17 protein-coding genes are annotated in these 16925 nt (G+C 42.0%); 3 read left to right on the top strand and 14 right to left on the bottom strand.

Annotation, left to right across the window (positions count from 1 at the left end; translation table 11 throughout):
- Positions 1–620: 620 nt before the first annotated feature.
- A complete protein-coding gene (gene tsaD / locus AXW61_RS07640; RefSeq protein ID WP_062033881.1) occupies positions 621–1637 on the bottom strand; it encodes a tRNA (adenosine(37)-N6)-threonylcarbamoyltransferase complex transferase subunit TsaD in 1017 nt (338 codons plus the stop codon).
- Between the two features lie 145 nt (positions 1638–1782).
- Between tsaD and rpsU the strand changes: the two genes are divergently transcribed.
- Positions 1783–1998, top strand: a complete 216-nt coding sequence (gene rpsU, locus AXW61_RS07635; RefSeq protein WP_001136722.1) for a 30S ribosomal protein S21 — start codon at positions 1783–1785, stop codon at positions 1996–1998.
- A 33-nt stretch (positions 1999–2031) separates the two neighbouring features.
- Entirely contained in the window at positions 2032–2478 is a 447-nt protein-coding gene (locus AXW61_RS07630; protein WP_004982206.1) for a GatB/YqeY domain-containing protein, read from the top strand.
- A 158-nt stretch (positions 2479–2636) separates the two neighbouring features.
- Here the strand turns inward: AXW61_RS07630 and AXW61_RS07625 are convergent, their stop codons facing one another.
- The 12 genes from AXW61_RS07625 to AXW61_RS07570 all read right to left on the bottom strand — a co-directional run bounded on the left by AXW61_RS07625 (position 2637) and on the right by AXW61_RS07570 (position 15013).
- Positions 2637–4076 carry a M48 family metalloprotease gene (locus tag AXW61_RS07625; RefSeq protein WP_062033879.1) on the bottom strand — a complete coding sequence of 480 codons (1440 nt, stop codon included), beginning with the start codon at positions 4074–4076 and terminating at the stop codon, positions 2637–2639.
- A gap of 84 nt (positions 4077–4160) precedes the next feature.
- Positions 4161–5129 carry a D-glycerate dehydrogenase gene (locus AXW61_RS07620; RefSeq protein ID WP_062033877.1) on the bottom strand — a complete coding sequence of 323 codons (969 nt, stop codon included), beginning with the start codon at positions 5127–5129 and terminating at the stop codon, positions 4161–4163.
- A 2-nt stretch (positions 5130–5131) separates the two neighbouring features.
- Positions 5132–5797, bottom strand: coding sequence for a hypothetical protein (locus AXW61_RS07615; protein ID WP_062033874.1), 666 nt, complete (start codon positions 5795–5797; stop codon positions 5132–5134).
- A gap of 120 nt (positions 5798–5917) precedes the next feature.
- Positions 5918–7804, bottom strand: coding sequence for a M48 family metalloprotease (locus tag AXW61_RS07610; protein WP_205630085.1), 1887 nt, complete (start codon positions 7802–7804; stop codon positions 5918–5920).
- A gap of 87 nt (positions 7805–7891) precedes the next feature.
- Positions 7892–9427, bottom strand: coding sequence for an amidophosphoribosyltransferase (gene purF, locus AXW61_RS07605; protein ID WP_062033868.1), 1536 nt, complete (start codon positions 9425–9427; stop codon positions 7892–7894).
- 24 nt (positions 9428–9451) lie between these two features.
- Complete coding sequence (locus AXW61_RS07600; protein ID WP_004696270.1) at positions 9452–10036, bottom strand: CvpA family protein; 585 nt, start codon at positions 10034–10036, stop codon at positions 9452–9454.
- Positions 10033–11043 (bottom strand): quinone-dependent dihydroorotate dehydrogenase, encoded by a 1011-nt coding sequence (locus AXW61_RS07595; protein ID WP_062033865.1) that lies wholly within the window; start codon positions 11041–11043, stop codon positions 10033–10035. Before AXW61_RS07595 ends, AXW61_RS07600 begins: the two co-directional genes overlap by 4 nt.
- A 90-nt stretch (positions 11044–11133) precedes the next feature.
- Complete coding sequence (gene gspM, locus AXW61_RS07590; protein WP_062033862.1) at positions 11134–11613, bottom strand: type II secretion system protein GspM; 480 nt, start codon at positions 11611–11613, stop codon at positions 11134–11136.
- The gene (gene gspL, locus AXW61_RS07585; protein WP_062033859.1) at positions 11613–12752 is read right to left on the bottom strand and encodes a type II secretion system protein GspL; all 1140 of its coding nucleotides are present in this window, start codon (positions 12750–12752) and stop codon (positions 11613–11615) included. The genes gspM and gspL overlap by 1 nt, the downstream gene beginning before the upstream one ends.
- Positions 12753–12782: 30 nt before the next feature.
- A complete protein-coding gene (gene sixA, locus AXW61_RS07580; RefSeq protein ID WP_062033857.1) occupies positions 12783–13238 on the bottom strand; it encodes a phosphohistidine phosphatase SixA in 456 nt (151 codons plus the stop codon).
- Between the two features lie 102 nt (positions 13239–13340).
- Positions 13341–14414, bottom strand: coding sequence for an NAD(P)H-dependent glycerol-3-phosphate dehydrogenase (locus AXW61_RS07575; protein ID WP_004982230.1), 1074 nt, complete (start codon positions 14412–14414; stop codon positions 13341–13343).
- Between the two features lie 23 nt (positions 14415–14437).
- Positions 14438–15013: a nitroreductase gene (locus AXW61_RS07570; protein ID WP_004696258.1), complete on the bottom strand. Its 576-nt coding sequence runs from the start codon at positions 15011–15013 to the stop codon at positions 14438–14440.
- Positions 15014–15245: 232 nt separating this feature from the next.
- Between AXW61_RS07570 and AXW61_RS07565 the strand changes: the two genes are divergently transcribed.
- The gene (locus AXW61_RS07565; protein ID WP_004982234.1) at positions 15246–15626 is read left to right on the top strand and encodes a hypothetical protein; all 381 of its coding nucleotides are present in this window, start codon (positions 15246–15248) and stop codon (positions 15624–15626) included.
- 59 nt (positions 15627–15685) lie between these two features.
- On the opposite strand, the gene rhlB is transcribed toward AXW61_RS07565, so the two are convergent.
- Positions 15686–16837 carry an ATP-dependent RNA helicase RhlB gene (rhlB, locus tag AXW61_RS07560; RefSeq protein WP_005400612.1) on the bottom strand — a complete coding sequence of 384 codons (1152 nt, stop codon included), beginning with the start codon at positions 16835–16837 and terminating at the stop codon, positions 15686–15688.
- Positions 16838–16925: the final 88 nt, after the last annotated feature.

Below are 16925 nucleotides of genomic sequence, written 5' to 3'. Positions count from 1 at the left end.
AGGACATTTGATTTGTAGCGTTATTTTCATACCTCTATTTTATCAAAAGCCATATTGTTTTTTTCAGCATACTTTTTGAAACACCGCCCAATTTTCTTCTAATTATGTACTTCCATTGTTGTAATGAAAGTTCCTAAGACAGACCGTCATAGCTTTGTGATTTATACGACCAAGATATTTTTAATGAAATCTACATCTGCCTTTCATATAAACTAAAGAATATCCTTGAGCTCAGGAAGCTAAATCATATTACGTGTTGTAATTAGCCTTCGTGGCTTTGAGTTTTATCCTCGTATAGCAATAAAAACTTAAGAAAAATAGAAACTATTAACATTAATCAATACCTTAAAACCATATAAAATAGAATTTCAATTGAAGTCAAAATACTCAAAGTCTTAATCTTTTGAGATCAATCAAAAACCACGCTAGGCATACTTATCCCCAATTTCTATGGATAAACCTATGGGTAAATACTTTTAACTTGATGCTAAGCTACATTTAAGTGAGTCAAAAAATATTCTTAAAGTCTAAGCAGAGTATTTTTAAAAGTCCTTTGGTAAAGACCTAAATGTAAAAAAGCCCAACATTCAGTCGGGCTTTAAGCTTATCAAATGAAAGCCTTATACTTCACTGGGATTGGTCAACTCAGTCATTGGCCAGCGTGGTGTTGTCGTTACAGCTAAACCATCTTGCTGCCCTGCTTTTAAGCGCTGATAACCAGCAAAAGCAATCATAGCGCCATTGTCCGTGCAAAGTGCAGGTTCGGCATAGTAGACCTGAGCACGAATCTTGGTTAAATCTGCTTCCAAACGTTCACGCAAACGTTTATTGGCACTGACACCACCTGCGATCACTAAACGTTTCAAACCTGTTTGCTTCAACGCTTTCACAGATTTTTTAACTAAGGTATCCACGATGGCTTCTTGGAAACTCGCTGCAATATCCGCATCACGGTTTTCGTCACCTAATTTTTTCATTTGCACAGATACGGCTGTTTTTAAACCACTAAATGAAAACTCCAAACCTTGATGCAGCATTGGACGTGGAAAAGCAAAAGCATTCGGATCACCTTGCTCAGCCAGTTTTGAAATATTTGGGCCACCTGGATACGGTAATCCCATCATTTTCGCAACCTTATCAAAGGCTTCACCTGCAGCATCATCAATCGACTCCCCCAACAATTCATACTGTCCAATCCCATAGGCAGCCATCAGTTGAGAATGTCCGCCTGAGACCAAAAGTGCTACAAAAGGAAATTCTGGCGGCGTTTCCGATAAAAGTGGTGCCAGCATATGCCCTTCCATATGATGCACACCAATTGCAGGTTTATTTAAAGCAAAGGCCAAAGTTCGACCAAACAGCGCTCCTGTCATCAACGCGCCCATCAAACCTGGGCCACGCGTATATGCCACGGCTTCAATTTCAGATTTTTTTACACCACTTTCTTCAAGCAGTTGATTCATCAATGGAATCAGCTTACGCACATGGTCACGCGATGCCAACTCTGGTACCACACCACCATACTCTGCATGCAGTTTAATTTGGCTGTACAGCACTTGCCCACGTAAACCCGACTCGCTGTCATAAAGGGCAAGTCCTGTTTCATCACAAGATGTTTCTAAGCCTAAAACGATCATTAAACTGCCTATAACCTGTATCAAATCTATTGCGTGAACCATTATAGACTTGTGGTATGAGATGTAAATGAGTAAAATACTGACCTTCACTTGTGATCAGGGCAATATCGCCCAGATCTTATCCATAACTTAATGAGGATTCTTCATGCCACAAGTTAAATTGAAAGAAGGCGAACCAGTAGACGTAGCTATCCGTCGTTTCAAACGTTCATGCGAAAAAGCGGGCGTTTTAGCTGACGTTCGTAAGCGCGAATTCTACGAGAAACCAACTCAAGAACGTAAGCGCAAAAAAGCTGCTGCTGTTAAACGCTACCAAAAGAAATTGGCGCGTGAATCAGTACGTACTACTCGCCTTTACTAAGATTAATTTGTGATTGACTGCCTGGACTAAATAATGACTACTTTAAAAAGCCAAATAACTGAAGTTTTGAAAGCCACTATGCGTGCTAAAGAAATGGATAAGTTAACGGTAATTCGTGGTCTACAGGCGGCAATTAAGCAAATCGAAGTCGATGAGCGCAAAGAACTTGACGACGCTCAAGTTCTTGCGGTCATTGAAAAACAAATTAAACAACGTAAAGAATCGATCAAAGCCTTTGAAGGCGCTGGTCGAGAAGATTTAGCTAGTAAGGAACAAGCCGAACTTGAGGTTTTATCTCAATTTCTACCAGAAGCTATGACTGAGGAAGAACTTGATTCCATGATTGCGCAAACGATTGCAGCGCAAGAAGCTACTAGCATGAAAGATATGGGTAAGGTGATGAATTCTCTGCGTCCGCTCATAGCCGGGCGCGCCGATCCTTCTCAAGTTTCAGCAAAAATTAAAGCAAAACTGGCTTAATTTAAAAATCTTTAAATCGATTACGTTGAACTGACCTTAAAAAAGGCAGTTCAAAGTTTTAGTTTCTATAAAAATTATTATTTTATCTATTCATTCTCAGCTTTAAAACAATTCCTGACTCATCTCTGTTTTATCCCTCTATTTGCAATACCACTTTTCTAAGCTCTAAATTGTCGATCCTTTTGCATTTGGGTTAAACGCGTTTTAATAGTCGCTGACATCGCTTCATTATCTTTCGCTAAACGCTGGGCATGTAACAAAGATTTAATCGCCTCTTCTTCAAAGCCTGACCAAAACTGCACTTCAGCCCGATAGCGCAAAACATTAATGGTATGGATTGGCGACTTTTTATCCAAACTCGCGGCTTGTTGCATCAGTCTCCACGCATTCACATCACGCGGATTATTTTTCAAAAACCGATTGAGTACAGGCTGCGCAAGCTCAGGTCGATTCTGACGAATGTAAACTTCAGCCAATTTATAATTTAAAGCCCGATTTTCAGGCATGATGCTCGCAGGTGATTGAATCACTGCTAAAGCCTCATTCACCCGATTTTGTCCAAGCAAAATATCAGTTTGAATCAGCGTTTGTAGGTTATGTAATTTCTGATGTGACTTGGCCTGATCTAACACTTGTTGAGCAAGTTTATAGTCACCTTGTTTGAGGTAAAAACTAGCCAAAGCCAGTTGTGCCGCATAACTGTTACGACTCACCAGCATCTGTAGTTGCTGTTCTGTCGCCTGATTCGAGATCACAATGGTATACAGCTTCAAGATCTCAAAGTCTTCATCACGCCAAGTAGATTTCACTTTAGGCAACTGATTCGCTCTAAGTCTCGCTTCACTCATTCGCTCAGTCGTGAGTGGGTGTGTGAACCAAAAGTCGGGTAAAAAACTCACTCGACTGGTTGCACGGTGCATCACTTCAAAAAAATCAGCCATACTTTGTGGATTGTAACCAGCGCTATACATGTACTGCATCCCTATACGGTCAGCTTCACGCTCCTGGTTACGACTATAAGACAGCTGCTTGTCCATGAGTGCAGCTTGCGTACCGACCATGACTGCCGAACCGACATCACCATCGGCTTGAGACGCAACCAAAGCACCAACCAAAATCCCAGCCAGCGCGAGTAACCTCTGCCCCTTAAACGCCTCTTGCGAACGACTGTAGTGGCGCTGTGTGACGTGCGCAATTTCGTGCGCCATTACGCCGGCAACTTCATCCATATTATTGGCATTGGTAATCAAACCAGCATTTAATGCAAACAAACCACCTGGGACTGCAAAGGCATTAATTTGCGGGTCATTAATGACCACCAGACCAATCGGTTGACCAAGTTGGGTTTGACTCAAAATGCTTGAAAAAGCATTCATCAGTTGATCTTCTAGCCACGGATTTTGCGTAACAGGTAGCTGACGCTGTACTTCACGATAAACTTTTTCACCAATATAGCGTTCATTATATTGATCAATAAAACCTATACCTGAACCAATCTCAGGCACATTGAACTGTGGGGCATTCGTAAGAAATTGACCTTCTGCAAAACCAACAGTCGAAATAAGACTTAAACTGCACGCACACAGAAAACGCTTCAACCCTCACCCCGACTTTATTTAAAGGAATCGAATGACTATAACATTGATAATTGAATGAAAATGCAATGAAGTGTTATCAAATTTTTATCTAAATTCAGGATTCACCACATATTGAGGCTGACCACCCTCCAACGCTTTCACCAAATTTTGGTAAGCCAACTCTGCCATTTTTTTACGTGTTACGGAGGTTGCAGAACCAATATGCGGCAGCGTTACCACATTATGCAGCTGGAACAGTGCTGAATCTTGCAAGGGTTCTTTTTCATAAACATCCAACCCAGCTGCAAAAATTTGCTTTTGCTCCAAGGCCTGAATGAGTGCCTGCTCATCCACTACGGCACCACGCGAAATATTTACAAAGACGGCATGAGATTGCATTTTCTTAAAAGCTTCTGCATCAATCAAATGCTGCGTGTGCGCATTCAGATCAACCGCCACAACAATGAAGTCCGATTGCTCCAGTAGCTCATCTAATTCACAAAAACGTGCATTTAACGGTTGTGCCAATTCTAATTTTTCTCGGCGCCCGTGATACAAAATATTCATATTGAAACCATGAAAACCACGTCGCGCAATTGCCGTACCAATATTTCCTAAGCCAATAATACCCAATGTTTGACCAAAAATTTCCTGACCAAATTGTGCCTGCCCGACAGTACGCGACCACTGACCTGTTTTGGTCCATTGATCCAAATAAGGCACTTGACGCGCCGCACTCATCAACAACGTAAAGCCCAAATCGGCAGTCGTTTCAGTCAGCACATGAGGGGTGTGGCTGAGCCAAATTTTTGCTTGGTTTAAGTAGTTCAGATCATAGTTGTCATAGCCAACACTAACACTAGATATAATTTTGAGCTGTTTCGCCGTTTCTAGGTTGTTTTGATTCAGTAAACGCCCTGCACCAATCATGGCATCCGCATCTGCAACTTGCTCACGGATTTGCATATTTACATCACCTACTTTCGGATTGATGACCACCACATGATAACGCTGCTGTAGGCGCTGTAATACTTCTGCATCTATTTGACTAAAAACAACGACTTTCTGCTTCATACCTATTCCATATTTTGTTGTTTTGCTCGCATCATGTGCCACAGGGCTTTTTTAAGTAATGGCTGATCAAGCATTTCTTGTAAGCTTGCTGCTTGTGTGACTTTTATACCATTAGCATTTGGTATAGAGCCCAATGCAATAACAGTTTTACCCTGACTTAAACCATCAAAGAAACCTTGAATATAACTCTGGACACCGCGCCCATCTTGTAAGTTCAACAAAGGAAAAGGCCAAGTCAGCGCATACTTTTGCGCTGGTAAGGCTTGCACAATATTTTGCCACAGCTGCTGCTGCTCCACGCTCAATTGTGTCGCTTCAATGACCAAGGCGCAGTGCTCCAAGGCAACAGCTTGCAACTGAAAAGCCTCAACATGGATGGCCTCTCGGACAATCTCTTCTTTTAATGCTGTAACAGTTTCTTGTTCAATCGGTTGTGTTGCAATTTCAGCAAGAGGCGCCGGATGTGGAAGCTTATTCTTTACAGGTGGATGTTCAGGAATGCTTTTGGCTTCGGGCTGAGACTGAGGTCGCACAATTTCAGAAATAATCTCAGTCGCGTTTTGATCTCGCCAGATCGATGTGGCTACATTTTGTTGAGACGGCAAAAAATCAGGAACCCACAAATCAATTCCTAAACTCGCCAAAACCTCACGCTGATGCCCGATCATCTTATACCTTCACACTTAATTCAGTGCATATTCTATCGAGAAATGCCTAGAGATGCTGTTCTTTTCACATTATATTCGCATAGACAGTATGCAAATACTAAGAACGCATTAAACCCTCAATTAAACAATCATCAAGCGATTCTTCTTTTGCATTTGCTCAACGATCTCCTCACTGTCAAAACCGAGACGCCAATAGAGCAACTCCAAAACATCCTGCTCATCTTGAGTAATAATGCGGTCATTCCATAGACAAATTTCAGCCACCCCCAAAATACTCAAACGATCCCGCAGCAGCAGCCCAGCCATATCATTTAAAATTTCGGCCAAATCAATCGGCTCATCTGAAATTTCCGCATACTGCTCTAACTCTTGCACAGTTAAAACTCGACGCAAGATTTTCTCTCGTACTTCCAGCTGTGTTTCACTATTGATTTGTTGCACATGTAACAAGGCATCAATTAAACGCACAATCTGCGGCTTAACTTCATCTAGGGCCGCAGGTGTATGTACAGGCAACAAATTTAGCTCAAACTTGACTCGTTCGAGCAACAGCGCATCCAACAGTCCAATTTCACCGTCTTCTTGAATAATCCTCGCCAACTTTAATAAAAACTGACGTGCAATTGTCGCTGGCATGCCACCAATATTTCGGCATGCCTCATGGAAAATTGAAATATGAACACGACCATCTAGATTTAATAGTGAATCCACAATGGCACGGCTGAATTCAGCCTCAGCAGGAATAAACTCACGGAATTGGCGAATCATCAAAATCGCGACCATCAGCTCGCGTGAACCTGTTGCGGTCTGTAAAGCACGCTGAATTAGCTCTGGACGTTCAATATGCTCACGTACTTCAGGGTTAAGCGGTTTAATCGCATCTTTAATGGCAAAACTAATCGGAGACAGTCGTAATAAGGGCAAAGGCTGCGGTGAAGTCCAAGGGGCTTGAAAATCCGCGTACTGCTCTTCTAAGGAACGAAACAAACCAAATAACGGACGGTTGCGCAGTTTTTCTAGGTTTTCTAACTGTATGTCTTGAACCAAATTCGGATTCATTTCATAAATCCGCTCTTCAATGCTTGGATGAATATTCATCCAACTTTGCGCACTTAATGAGTTGGCAAAACACATGTGTGCTATCGACTCAGAGTATTCACTGTGAATTTGTGAACCTGCGTGATGCACATAGATACGCATCAAGGTTTGAATATTGGCATCATTTTGCATCAGGCGACGTGTTTTCATATCATTTTTTAAAGTACGCCCTCCCAACGTCAGAAACTTAATACAGCGGGTAACCAGCACCCCCAAACTACCAATCAGCCAAATCACACCACCTGTTGCGACAAAAGTGGTTTCAAAACTTTGCGACTTTTTATGATGAGTTGAAAAACCCAATTTAGCAATTTTACTGCCCCACTGACTGAAGGTGGTGAGGGCACTATATAAAATTTTTAGCCGTGTATTTTCAGCAGTCTCACCAGATAAAATTTGATTAAACTCATGATTCAATAACCCCGTCAGCTCAAGTTCATCGAGGTTTTGCAGGGCGCCCCACGTTAAAATAATCGCAATATCTTTGGGATCAAAACCAGCGGTTAAAGCATTTACCCCCACTTCATCGGGCAAAACATACACAGCAGGTGTTTCAATTAAAAAAGTATCAGCTAGTTTTTCTGTAATTTTCAGCGCAATACTTTCTTCTGGTGTACTTTCAATCAAACTTAAACGTCGTGCACGCAGTTGCTTGGCCAGACTGTGTCCGCCTGAACGGAACACATACAGCTCATATACCACGGAATAACTCATCACCAAGAGCAACAAACCAATGATATAAATACTCAAGCTATGCCAAAAAATGCTTTGACTCGAATCAAAATAAAAAACCAGCAGTCCAGCCACAGTATTTAAAATAAATAGCGACAAAAGCACCGCAAGCAAGCAGATACTTGCAGACCACAACATGTTTTTATTCTTTATGATTGAATAGCTTACACCCTTCAATGTAAATCCCTTTTCTTACATTGTTTGAATCAATCCATCATAAATGAAAAAAGCGGGAAACTCCCGCTTTTCTCAAATCTAAATCAATTAGACTTCTTTCACACCCGTCAAATCAACGGAAGCTGCATCAATATTGACATCAATATAGCTGTCTTTCTTTTTCGATGTTTCACGACGTTTCGCCTGTAATTCATCTAAATAAGCTTCATCGATACCACCAGCAACATATTGACCATCAAATACCGAGCAATCAAACTCTTGTAAATCTGGCACTTTGCTGGTACGCACAGCTGCTTTTAAGTCTTCCAAATCTTGGAAAATTAGACGATCTGCACCAATAATTTCACGAATTTCTTCAACTGTACGCTCAGATGCAATCAGCTCTTCTTTTGCTGGCATATCAATGCCATACACATTTGGATATTTCACCATCGGCGCAGCAGAAGCAAAGAAGACTTTTTTCGCACCCGCATCACGTGCCATTTGGATAATTTCATTACACGTAGTACCACGTACAATCGAGTCATCCACCAAAAGTACATTTTTACCTTGGAACTCAAGTTCAACAGGGTTCAACTTTTGACGTACTGATTTTTTACGCAATTGCTGACCCGGCATAATGAAGGTACGGCCAATGTAGCGGTTCTTCATAAAGCCTTCACGGAACTTCACGCCCAACATATTTGCAAGTTCAAGTGCAGAGGTACGCGAGGTATCTGGAATTGGAATCACGACATCGATATCGTGCTCCTCACTCCACTCCGTCAAGATTTTTTGAGCAAGTTTTTCGCCCATTTTTAAGCGTGCTTTGTAGACTGAAATGCCATCAATAATCGCATCTGGACGCGCAAAGTAAACATATTCAAAAATACATGGGCGGTATTCAGGCGCTTCAGCACACTGCTTGGTAAACATCTGCCCTTGTGAGTCGATAAAGATCGCTTCACCCGGCGCAATATCACGCTCAACTTTAAAGCCAAGTGCCGTAATAGCGACAGACTCAGATGCAATGATATATTCCATACCAGCATCAGTTTCACGCGAACCGTAAATCAGTGGACGAATACCATTTGGATCACGGAAGCCCACTAAGCCATGCCCAGTAAGCATTGCAACTACAGCATAACCACCTTTACAGCGCTCATGTACTTTACTAACCACATGAAAAATGTCGTCTGCTGTAGGCATCAATTTGCCGCGTTTTTGCAACTCATGCGCAAACACGTTTAACAGTACTTCTGAGTCTGAATCCGTATTCATATGACGTAAGTCTGTTTTAAACAGGTCGTCATGAATTTCTTCAGCATTGGTTAAATTACCATTATGCGCTAACGTGATCCCGTAAGGTGAGTTCACATAGAAGGGCTGCGCTTCAGCGCTGCTCGATGAACCCGCCGTAGGATAACGCACATGCCCAATACCGTAATTACCTTGTAATGCACGCATATGGCGAGTGTGGAACACATCACGAACCATACCATTGTCTTTACGTAAGAATAAACGACCTTCGTGGCAGGTTACTATCCCAGCTGCATCTTGCCCACGATGTTGTAACATCGTTAATGCATCAAACAACATTTGGTTAACAGCTGATTTACCAGCTATACCAACTACTCCACACATAGCAACCTCGCAGACAAGCTAGGATTAATAAAAAGGATTATTTGTTGACTCACCCTGTCCCTCAGCATTTTTCGAGGAAATTTTCGGTGAAGAATCTGAAGATACATGTGTATCTTTAGACTTGATATGTGACATCGCCTCGCTTGCAGCCTCTTTAGAAAGCTCCATCGCCCAAGGCGCGTAAGGCAAAAGTGTTTGGACAAATTTGGATTGTCTCCAATATGGAGAGCTTTCAACCCAAGAACCCACACCTTGCATCGTAATCAGAACAATTAACAACCCTTTTAATGAACCAAAAGCACCGCCGGCTAATCGATTCAAAGGCCCGAGTTTTAAACTCTTCAATATGTTATTCAGTAATGCCGTGACAATCCACGTCAAAACCACAATAACCAATACAATAAATGCAAAAGCTGCAATTTTTTGAACCACTGGATCTTCACTGAGTGAGACCATCGAAGGTGCTAGGACGCTTGCAAACTTAGCACCAACAATCAGCGCTAAAATCCATCCTATCAAGTTCGCAAAGGCTTTAACAAATCCTTGACGCAAACCGTTGAGCCCTCCAATGAGCAATACAATCAATATGAAGATATCAATGGCATTCATGTTGTTTTCATTGCAGAAACGCAGTCTTGAATTAAGGTTGGTCCTGTATAGATGAGGCCACTATAAACTTGTACAAGGTTTGCCCCTGCATTTTGTTTTGCAAGCGCCTGCTCACCCGACAAAATCCCACCCACACCAATCAAAGGAATCTGACCTTTTAAAACCTCAGCAAAGGCTTTTAAACACGCTGTACTTTTCTCAAACACAGGCGCACCAGATAAACCACCCGCTTCATCACCAAAAGGTAAGTTTTCTACCCCTTCACGAGACAAAGTCGTATTGGTCACAATTAACCCATCAATTTTAAACTGAAGCAGTTGTTTCGCAATAAATTGAATATCTTCCGCTTCCAAATCTGGCGCAACTTTCAGCACCAAGGGTACATAGTGCTGCTGCTCTTCAGCCAACTCTAACTGACGTTTTTTCAGCGTCTCTAGTAGCTCGGTTAAAGCATCACCACTTTGCAAACTACGCAGGTTTTTAGTATTTGGAGAAGAAATGTTGACGGTAATATAAGACGCATAGTTATAGACTTTTTCTAAACAAATGAGATAGTCATCTACTGCTTTTTCGACTGGGGTATCCGCATTTTTGCCGATATTAATCCCTAAAATACCTTTAAATTTTGCCGCTTTGACATTTTCAATCAGTTGATCCACACCAGCGTTGTTAAAACCCATACGGTTAATAATGGCTTTAGCTTGTGGAATACGGAATAAACGCGGTAGAGGATTGCCTTGCTGTGGACGTGGAGTAATGGTTCCAATTTCAATAAAACCAAACCCTAGACCTGCCAGTGCATCAATATAAGCACCATTTTTATCCAGACCAGCAGCCAAACCTACAGGATTGGGGAACTCGATGCCCATACATGTCACCGGTTTAGCCGCTATATTTTGACGCATTAAGCCTAGCTTATGCGTGGATTTCAATAGCGATAGTGTTAGCTCATGTGCACGCTCTGGTGCTAAAGTAAACAACAAAGGGCGGGCAAGAGAATACAACATATCTGTAAAAGTCTACTGCTTTTTAAGTCGCCATATTATAGGCATAGCCTCGCTAAAACACCATGCTTCGTCTGGCTTTATTTTTAGCGATTATTTCACGCTCGCCGATAATTTAATCTGCCCTGCGTCTGAGACCAACTCCATTTTTTCAATACTCAAACCATTTTGCGTTAGTTGGGTCAAAAAGTTGGCTAACACTACATAGTTGGCATGGCTTACTACCAACTGAATTTGTTCAGCATTCTGCTGCGAAGCAACCGACAAGCCTTGCTGCTGTGCAATACGCTGGATCTGTTCCATCGGGGTTAGTTGACCATCTGAGCTCGATTTCATGGTGACTGCATTGCTCTGCATCCATGTCATGGTTTCTTTGAGCTGGTTCACGCGTTTTTGCTGTTTCTCTGCCGCAGCATGGGTATACCAAAGTGCAGCCCCTATCGAGCTCACCAATACGAAAATGAGCAAGAAGATGGCTAATACACGGTCGCGCGGTGTAAGGCGATCAAAATAAGTACTGATCAGCTCTAAACGCTGATCCAAAACAGTTTGTAAATTTTGCATGGCTTTCATTATTGTATTTTCACCATTCCAATTGCCCCACCCGTGGTCGGCTGAATATTGCCTAATTCAACCTGAAAACCCTGTTGATTAAGCTGCTGAGTGAGTGTCTGTAAAGCCTCTGCCGAGTTGGCTTTAAGTTGCATATTTAGGCTATTCGCTTCATACACCACATGATTTGCCACAATTTGCTGTTGCATGAGCACAGGCCCAACACGACTCAATAAAGACAAAGCTTGAGCATCCGCTTGTTTATTCATATTCAGCTGATATTCAAACTGGCTCCGCAAGGTTTGCTCGCTCACAGGATAATTCACACCAAACCAATATTTAAATTGATCGACCGCCTGAACAGCCACTTGCTCTGCAAGCTTTTTATTTTGATACCAACGCGTCGCATCGTAGGTCAGTTGGGTCACAATCAATGCAGCCAATACCGCCATACAGGCTTTCCAATAGCCCGTTGAAACATGTTGCTCTTTCACCTTCGGCAAAAGATTCCATGGATGTTGTTTTGCTCTTGGCAATGCCGTCCATTCATAATGGAAAGACTCAAGCTGCTCCTGCGTCACACTGGCGTTTAAGCTATGCATGTGCGAAGCACTAAAGTTACAAATTTTATATTTTTGGTTGACTGCTTGATAATCTAAAAATACAGAGAGATCATCAATTGATCCACCCAACCAAGTATTAGAGCGAAACAGAAGTCGCTCTTCAACATAGCCCAAGATTATCTGTTCTGCATCAGGTACAGGCAAAATCAAAAAATCAGGCAATAGACTGACCAGCTTCACAGGAATCAAACTCAGGGCATGCTGCAAAGTCTCTAAACGATGCTTTGAAATACCCAAAACAGTGAGTTGCTCAGGCGCTTGAAAGTGATGTAATACTTTCATCTGTTCGATTGAGCTCAATACATATTCTTCGAGTAAATACTTCACACCTTCAGCCCCCAACTGCTTGTATTGGGACTTAGGCATATTTTGCTGAATAATTTGCACATCACGGCTTGGAAAGAAAACAGTTGCTTCCTCACCATGATGCGCTTGTATATCTTGGATCAATTGCTCAAGTGTATGAGCAGATTGCCATCTTTCCCCTATAGACCAGTGCCATGTTCCATCGGCTTCGGGCATCCAAATTTGCAACATGTATTATATTCTGCCGTTTTAATTGGTTTTTTATATGCTAGGTATAAATGCTTTTGTTTGTGTCGACAAGCCTTCCGCGATAACTGCTTGCTCATAAATCCGCGCTTCAGCCAAAGCATAAGGATTGAAAGATTCTGTCACCAAAATCGAGGCCATATGTGCCACCACATTCATATGGCACACCACCACAATAGATTCATACGGCAAATGCGATAACCATTCCACAGCCGCTTTTGCATCATCATCCGGCTTAATGGTATTGCAGATTACAACAGGCACATCCGCAAAATGCTGTTTAACGTGTGCCAATGTTTCTTGTGCACGCAGCAATGGGCTAACTACAAAGACATCAGGTTGGATCCGTGACTTTAAAAAGTCAGCAGTTTGCTCTGCCTGTGCATGCCCACGTTCGGTGAGTGGGCGTTTAGTGTCATTCCCCATGATCGGTGGCGCAGCTTCGCCATGACGTACCAAAGTCAGTTGCATAAAAAATCCTTATTCAAATCCTGATTATTTTAATTAATTTTTATGACAATTCAGTCATTCTACCCACTTAAACGCTCATTTTATTTCGTTTTTTAAGTGACTTTAAACCTCATGATGCGGCAAAACAAACTCCACATCACTGCGGTGTCCATTTTTCATTAAGGATAATGCAATTGTCATTGGTGGCGCATTTTCAAAAATAACACTGTATAACGCACTGGTAATCGGCATATACACATCTAGCTCTTCGGAACGTGCTTTGACTTGTACAATGGTGTTAATGCCTTCTGCTGTTTGCCCCAATTCAGTGGTTGCCTGTTCCAAGCTCTTACCTTGACCCAATGCAAAACCAACTTGATAGTTGCGACTGAGTGGACTGCTACACGTTGCGAATAAATCTCCGACACCAGACAAACCTAAGAAGGTCAGTGGATTTGCCCCTAACTTCACAGCAAAACGACTCATTTCCGCCAAAGCACGAGTCAAAATCATACTCTTGGTATTTTCACCGACTTTGTATGCAGCAGCCATTCCCATCGCAACCGCATAAATGTTTTTAAGCGCACCGCCGAGTTCTACACCATGCACATCATCACTGGCGAAAACACGGAACAAGGCACTATGCAAAGCTTGTTGTACCGCATAACGCACTAAGTCAGACTGGCTTGCAATGACCGTCCCAGCTGGTTGTCCTGCCACAATTTCCTTGGCTAAGTTTGGCCCAGATAACACACCATAAGGCACTTCTGGTAGCTCTGAGCGAATAATATCACTCATAAAACTAAAAGTATTCGCTTCAATACCCTTGGTCAAAGACACCACTGCTTGCGAAGTAATAAACGGTTTAATTTGTTTGAGTACATCACGGAAAGAATGACTCGGAATCGCCACCAAAATAATGTCGCGATCACGAACAGCCTCTTCTATATTTGAAACTGCACGTAAACCATCTTCAAGTTTAAAATCGGGCAAATAGCGTTTATTTACGTGCGTCGCATTGATATCAGCTGCAACGGCTTCATCACGAATCCAAATCATGGTATCGCAGCCATTACGAACCGCGGTATTCGCCATGGCCGTCCCAAAACTACCACCACCCAAAACTGTAATACGAAGTGCCGTTTTTTGATCTACTGCTACAGGTTCAACCAAATCTGAAAACTTTAACTCTGACATTATTTTTATATCCTAAAATGGAACTATTGATTCCAATAACTTACATAATCTTGGGTTTGAATTTCGGCACGTGGCGGAATCGCTTTAAATGCCGTACCAATATATAAAATACCTGAGATCAAATCATCTGCGCTGAGGCCTAAAGCCTGTTTGAAATGCACCGATTCCACCACTGCCCCACTACGCCACATGCTCGAAAAACCTTGAGCTTGTAAGGACAAAATAAAATTCTGAATAGCCGCCCCACTACTTAAAGTCTGCTCAAAATTAGGGACTTTCGGATGCGATTGAAATTTAGTCAGTGCCAAAACCAGTAATGGGGCACGAAAAGGATGATTTTTAACACGCTCTAACTGTGCTGACTCAGTCTCACCCAAATCAGCCAAGGCTTGTGACAATAACTCACCAAATGCCTCACGTTGATCTTCAGCAATTACGATAAAACGTGTCGGCTTTAAACGATGATGATCTGGCGCAGTCAATGCGGCTTGAAATGCCCGCTCTAATTGTTCTGCATTGGGAGCAGGCTCGACCAAATGGCCAATCGATTGACGTTGATGCATATTCTGGTGAACGATATCTACCGCGAGTTCCGTCATTAGGCTCTTAATCTTTCAAATTAAACAATACGTTTTAGAGTAGCACACTCTGAAAAGTTTGCTCTAGCGCTTCAGTATGAAATACTCAGTTTCGGCAAAACTAATTTTAAAATTCCGAGCACTTTTTAAACTGTTCGATAAGACTGCATTTTTCATACATTTCTTACATGATTCATCCTACAAGCTATGTTCCAATAAACAATGATTTAATAAAACATGACTGGGGTATGAAATGAAAAAGAATATCGCTATAGCTGGAGCAGCAGCACTAACACTACTTCTAAGCGCTTGCGCATCAACACCAAGCAACTCTTTAGCGATCCAAAAAGCTGACAATCAATACGAAGTTACAGGTATTGGGAAAACTGCATTGATTGCAAAAAACAACGCCATTGAAGCAGCAGCTAAAACGTGTGGCTCTAAAGCAACAGCGATTGTGAGTGATGAAAAAACCGAATATCAAGGTGCTTTAAAAGGCGTTGTAAGTGACGAAACTGGAAAAATGATCCAAGCAGCCGCATCTGTACTGGGTTCTATTTCGGGTACAAATTCAGGCATTAACCAAGACAGTGACTATCAAACAATCTTGACTTTTTCGTGTAAAGCAAAATAAAGATGCCATAAAAAAACCGCTCATCTGAGCGGTTTTTTTACACCAATCACGTCAAACGATTAGCAATAGCCCTCTAAACGTGTCAGTGGTAGTTTTTGCCCAATGGCTTTTTCAATTTCGGGTAGATAGAACGCATCATCTTCAGATAAGAAACTGATACTCACACCACGCGTACCAGCACGACCTGTACGACCAATACGGTGCACATAGTCATCCGACTGTTCAGGTAAAGTGAAATTGACCACATGCGATACACCATCCACATGGATACCACGTCCCGCAACATCGGTTGCAATCATGATGTTATGTTGACCATTTTTAAATTGATCTAACATTTTCAAACGTTTGTCTTGTGCAATTTCACCTGACAGCATCACCACTTTATAGCCATCACGCTTCAAGTTGTCATAGAGCTTACGCACTTGATCGCGACGATTTGCGAAAATCATCACTTTTTCAATGGGCTCATCACGCAGAATGTCTTGTAGCAATTTATATTTATCAGACTTTGCGACCATGTACACCCGTTGTTCAACGTCTGCATTGGTCTTCTTCTCTGGCTCAATTTCAACAGTTACAGGTTCAAACAACCACTGCTGCGCAAGGTTTAAAACATCGTAACTAAACGTTGCAGAGAACATCAGAGTCTGACGTTGTTCCTTACGCGGTGAGAAACGAACAATACGTTTGACTGAAGGAATAAAGCCCATATCTAATAAGCGATCGGCTTCATCAATCACTAAAAATTCAATCTGGTCGAGCCAAACTTCTTTTTGTTCAACAAAGTCAATCAGACGACCTGGCGTCGCCACCATAATATCGACAGGTTTTTTATCAAGTTGTGCTTTTTGTTTATCAAAGTCAACGCCGCCTAAAAGCGTCACGACATGTAAATCTGAGAATTTTGTGAGTTCTTTCGCATCGCTTTCGATTTGCAGTGCAAGCTCTCGAGTCGGTGCTAAAATCAAGGCACGAGGTTCACCGCGGTAGCGCTGCTCTTGAATTGGATTATTCAGCAAGTCGTTAATCACGCTCACCAAAAATGCCGCTGTTTTACCAGTCCCTGTTTGCGCACGACCAATTGCATCGTGTCCCGCCAAAGTGAATTTTAAAACCTTTTGCTGAATAGGCGTCATATCCTTAAAACCTAAAGCATCAATAGCTCGTTTAAGTTGAGGATGTAAATTTAAGGTTTCAAAACCTGATGACATATAAGTGCGCTCTGACGAAAAATCACGAAAATTGATCTGTAGTATAAACAAAAACGCCCCAATTTACATTGGGGCGTTTTAAAGTACG

This window comes from Acinetobacter sp. BMW17 (assembly GCF_001592855.1).
Classification (GTDB): Bacteria; Pseudomonadota; Gammaproteobacteria; order Pseudomonadales; family Moraxellaceae; genus Acinetobacter; species Acinetobacter johnsonii.
Note: the sequence above shows the minus strand (reverse complement) of the source record. Positions and strands in the feature narration are given on the sequence as shown.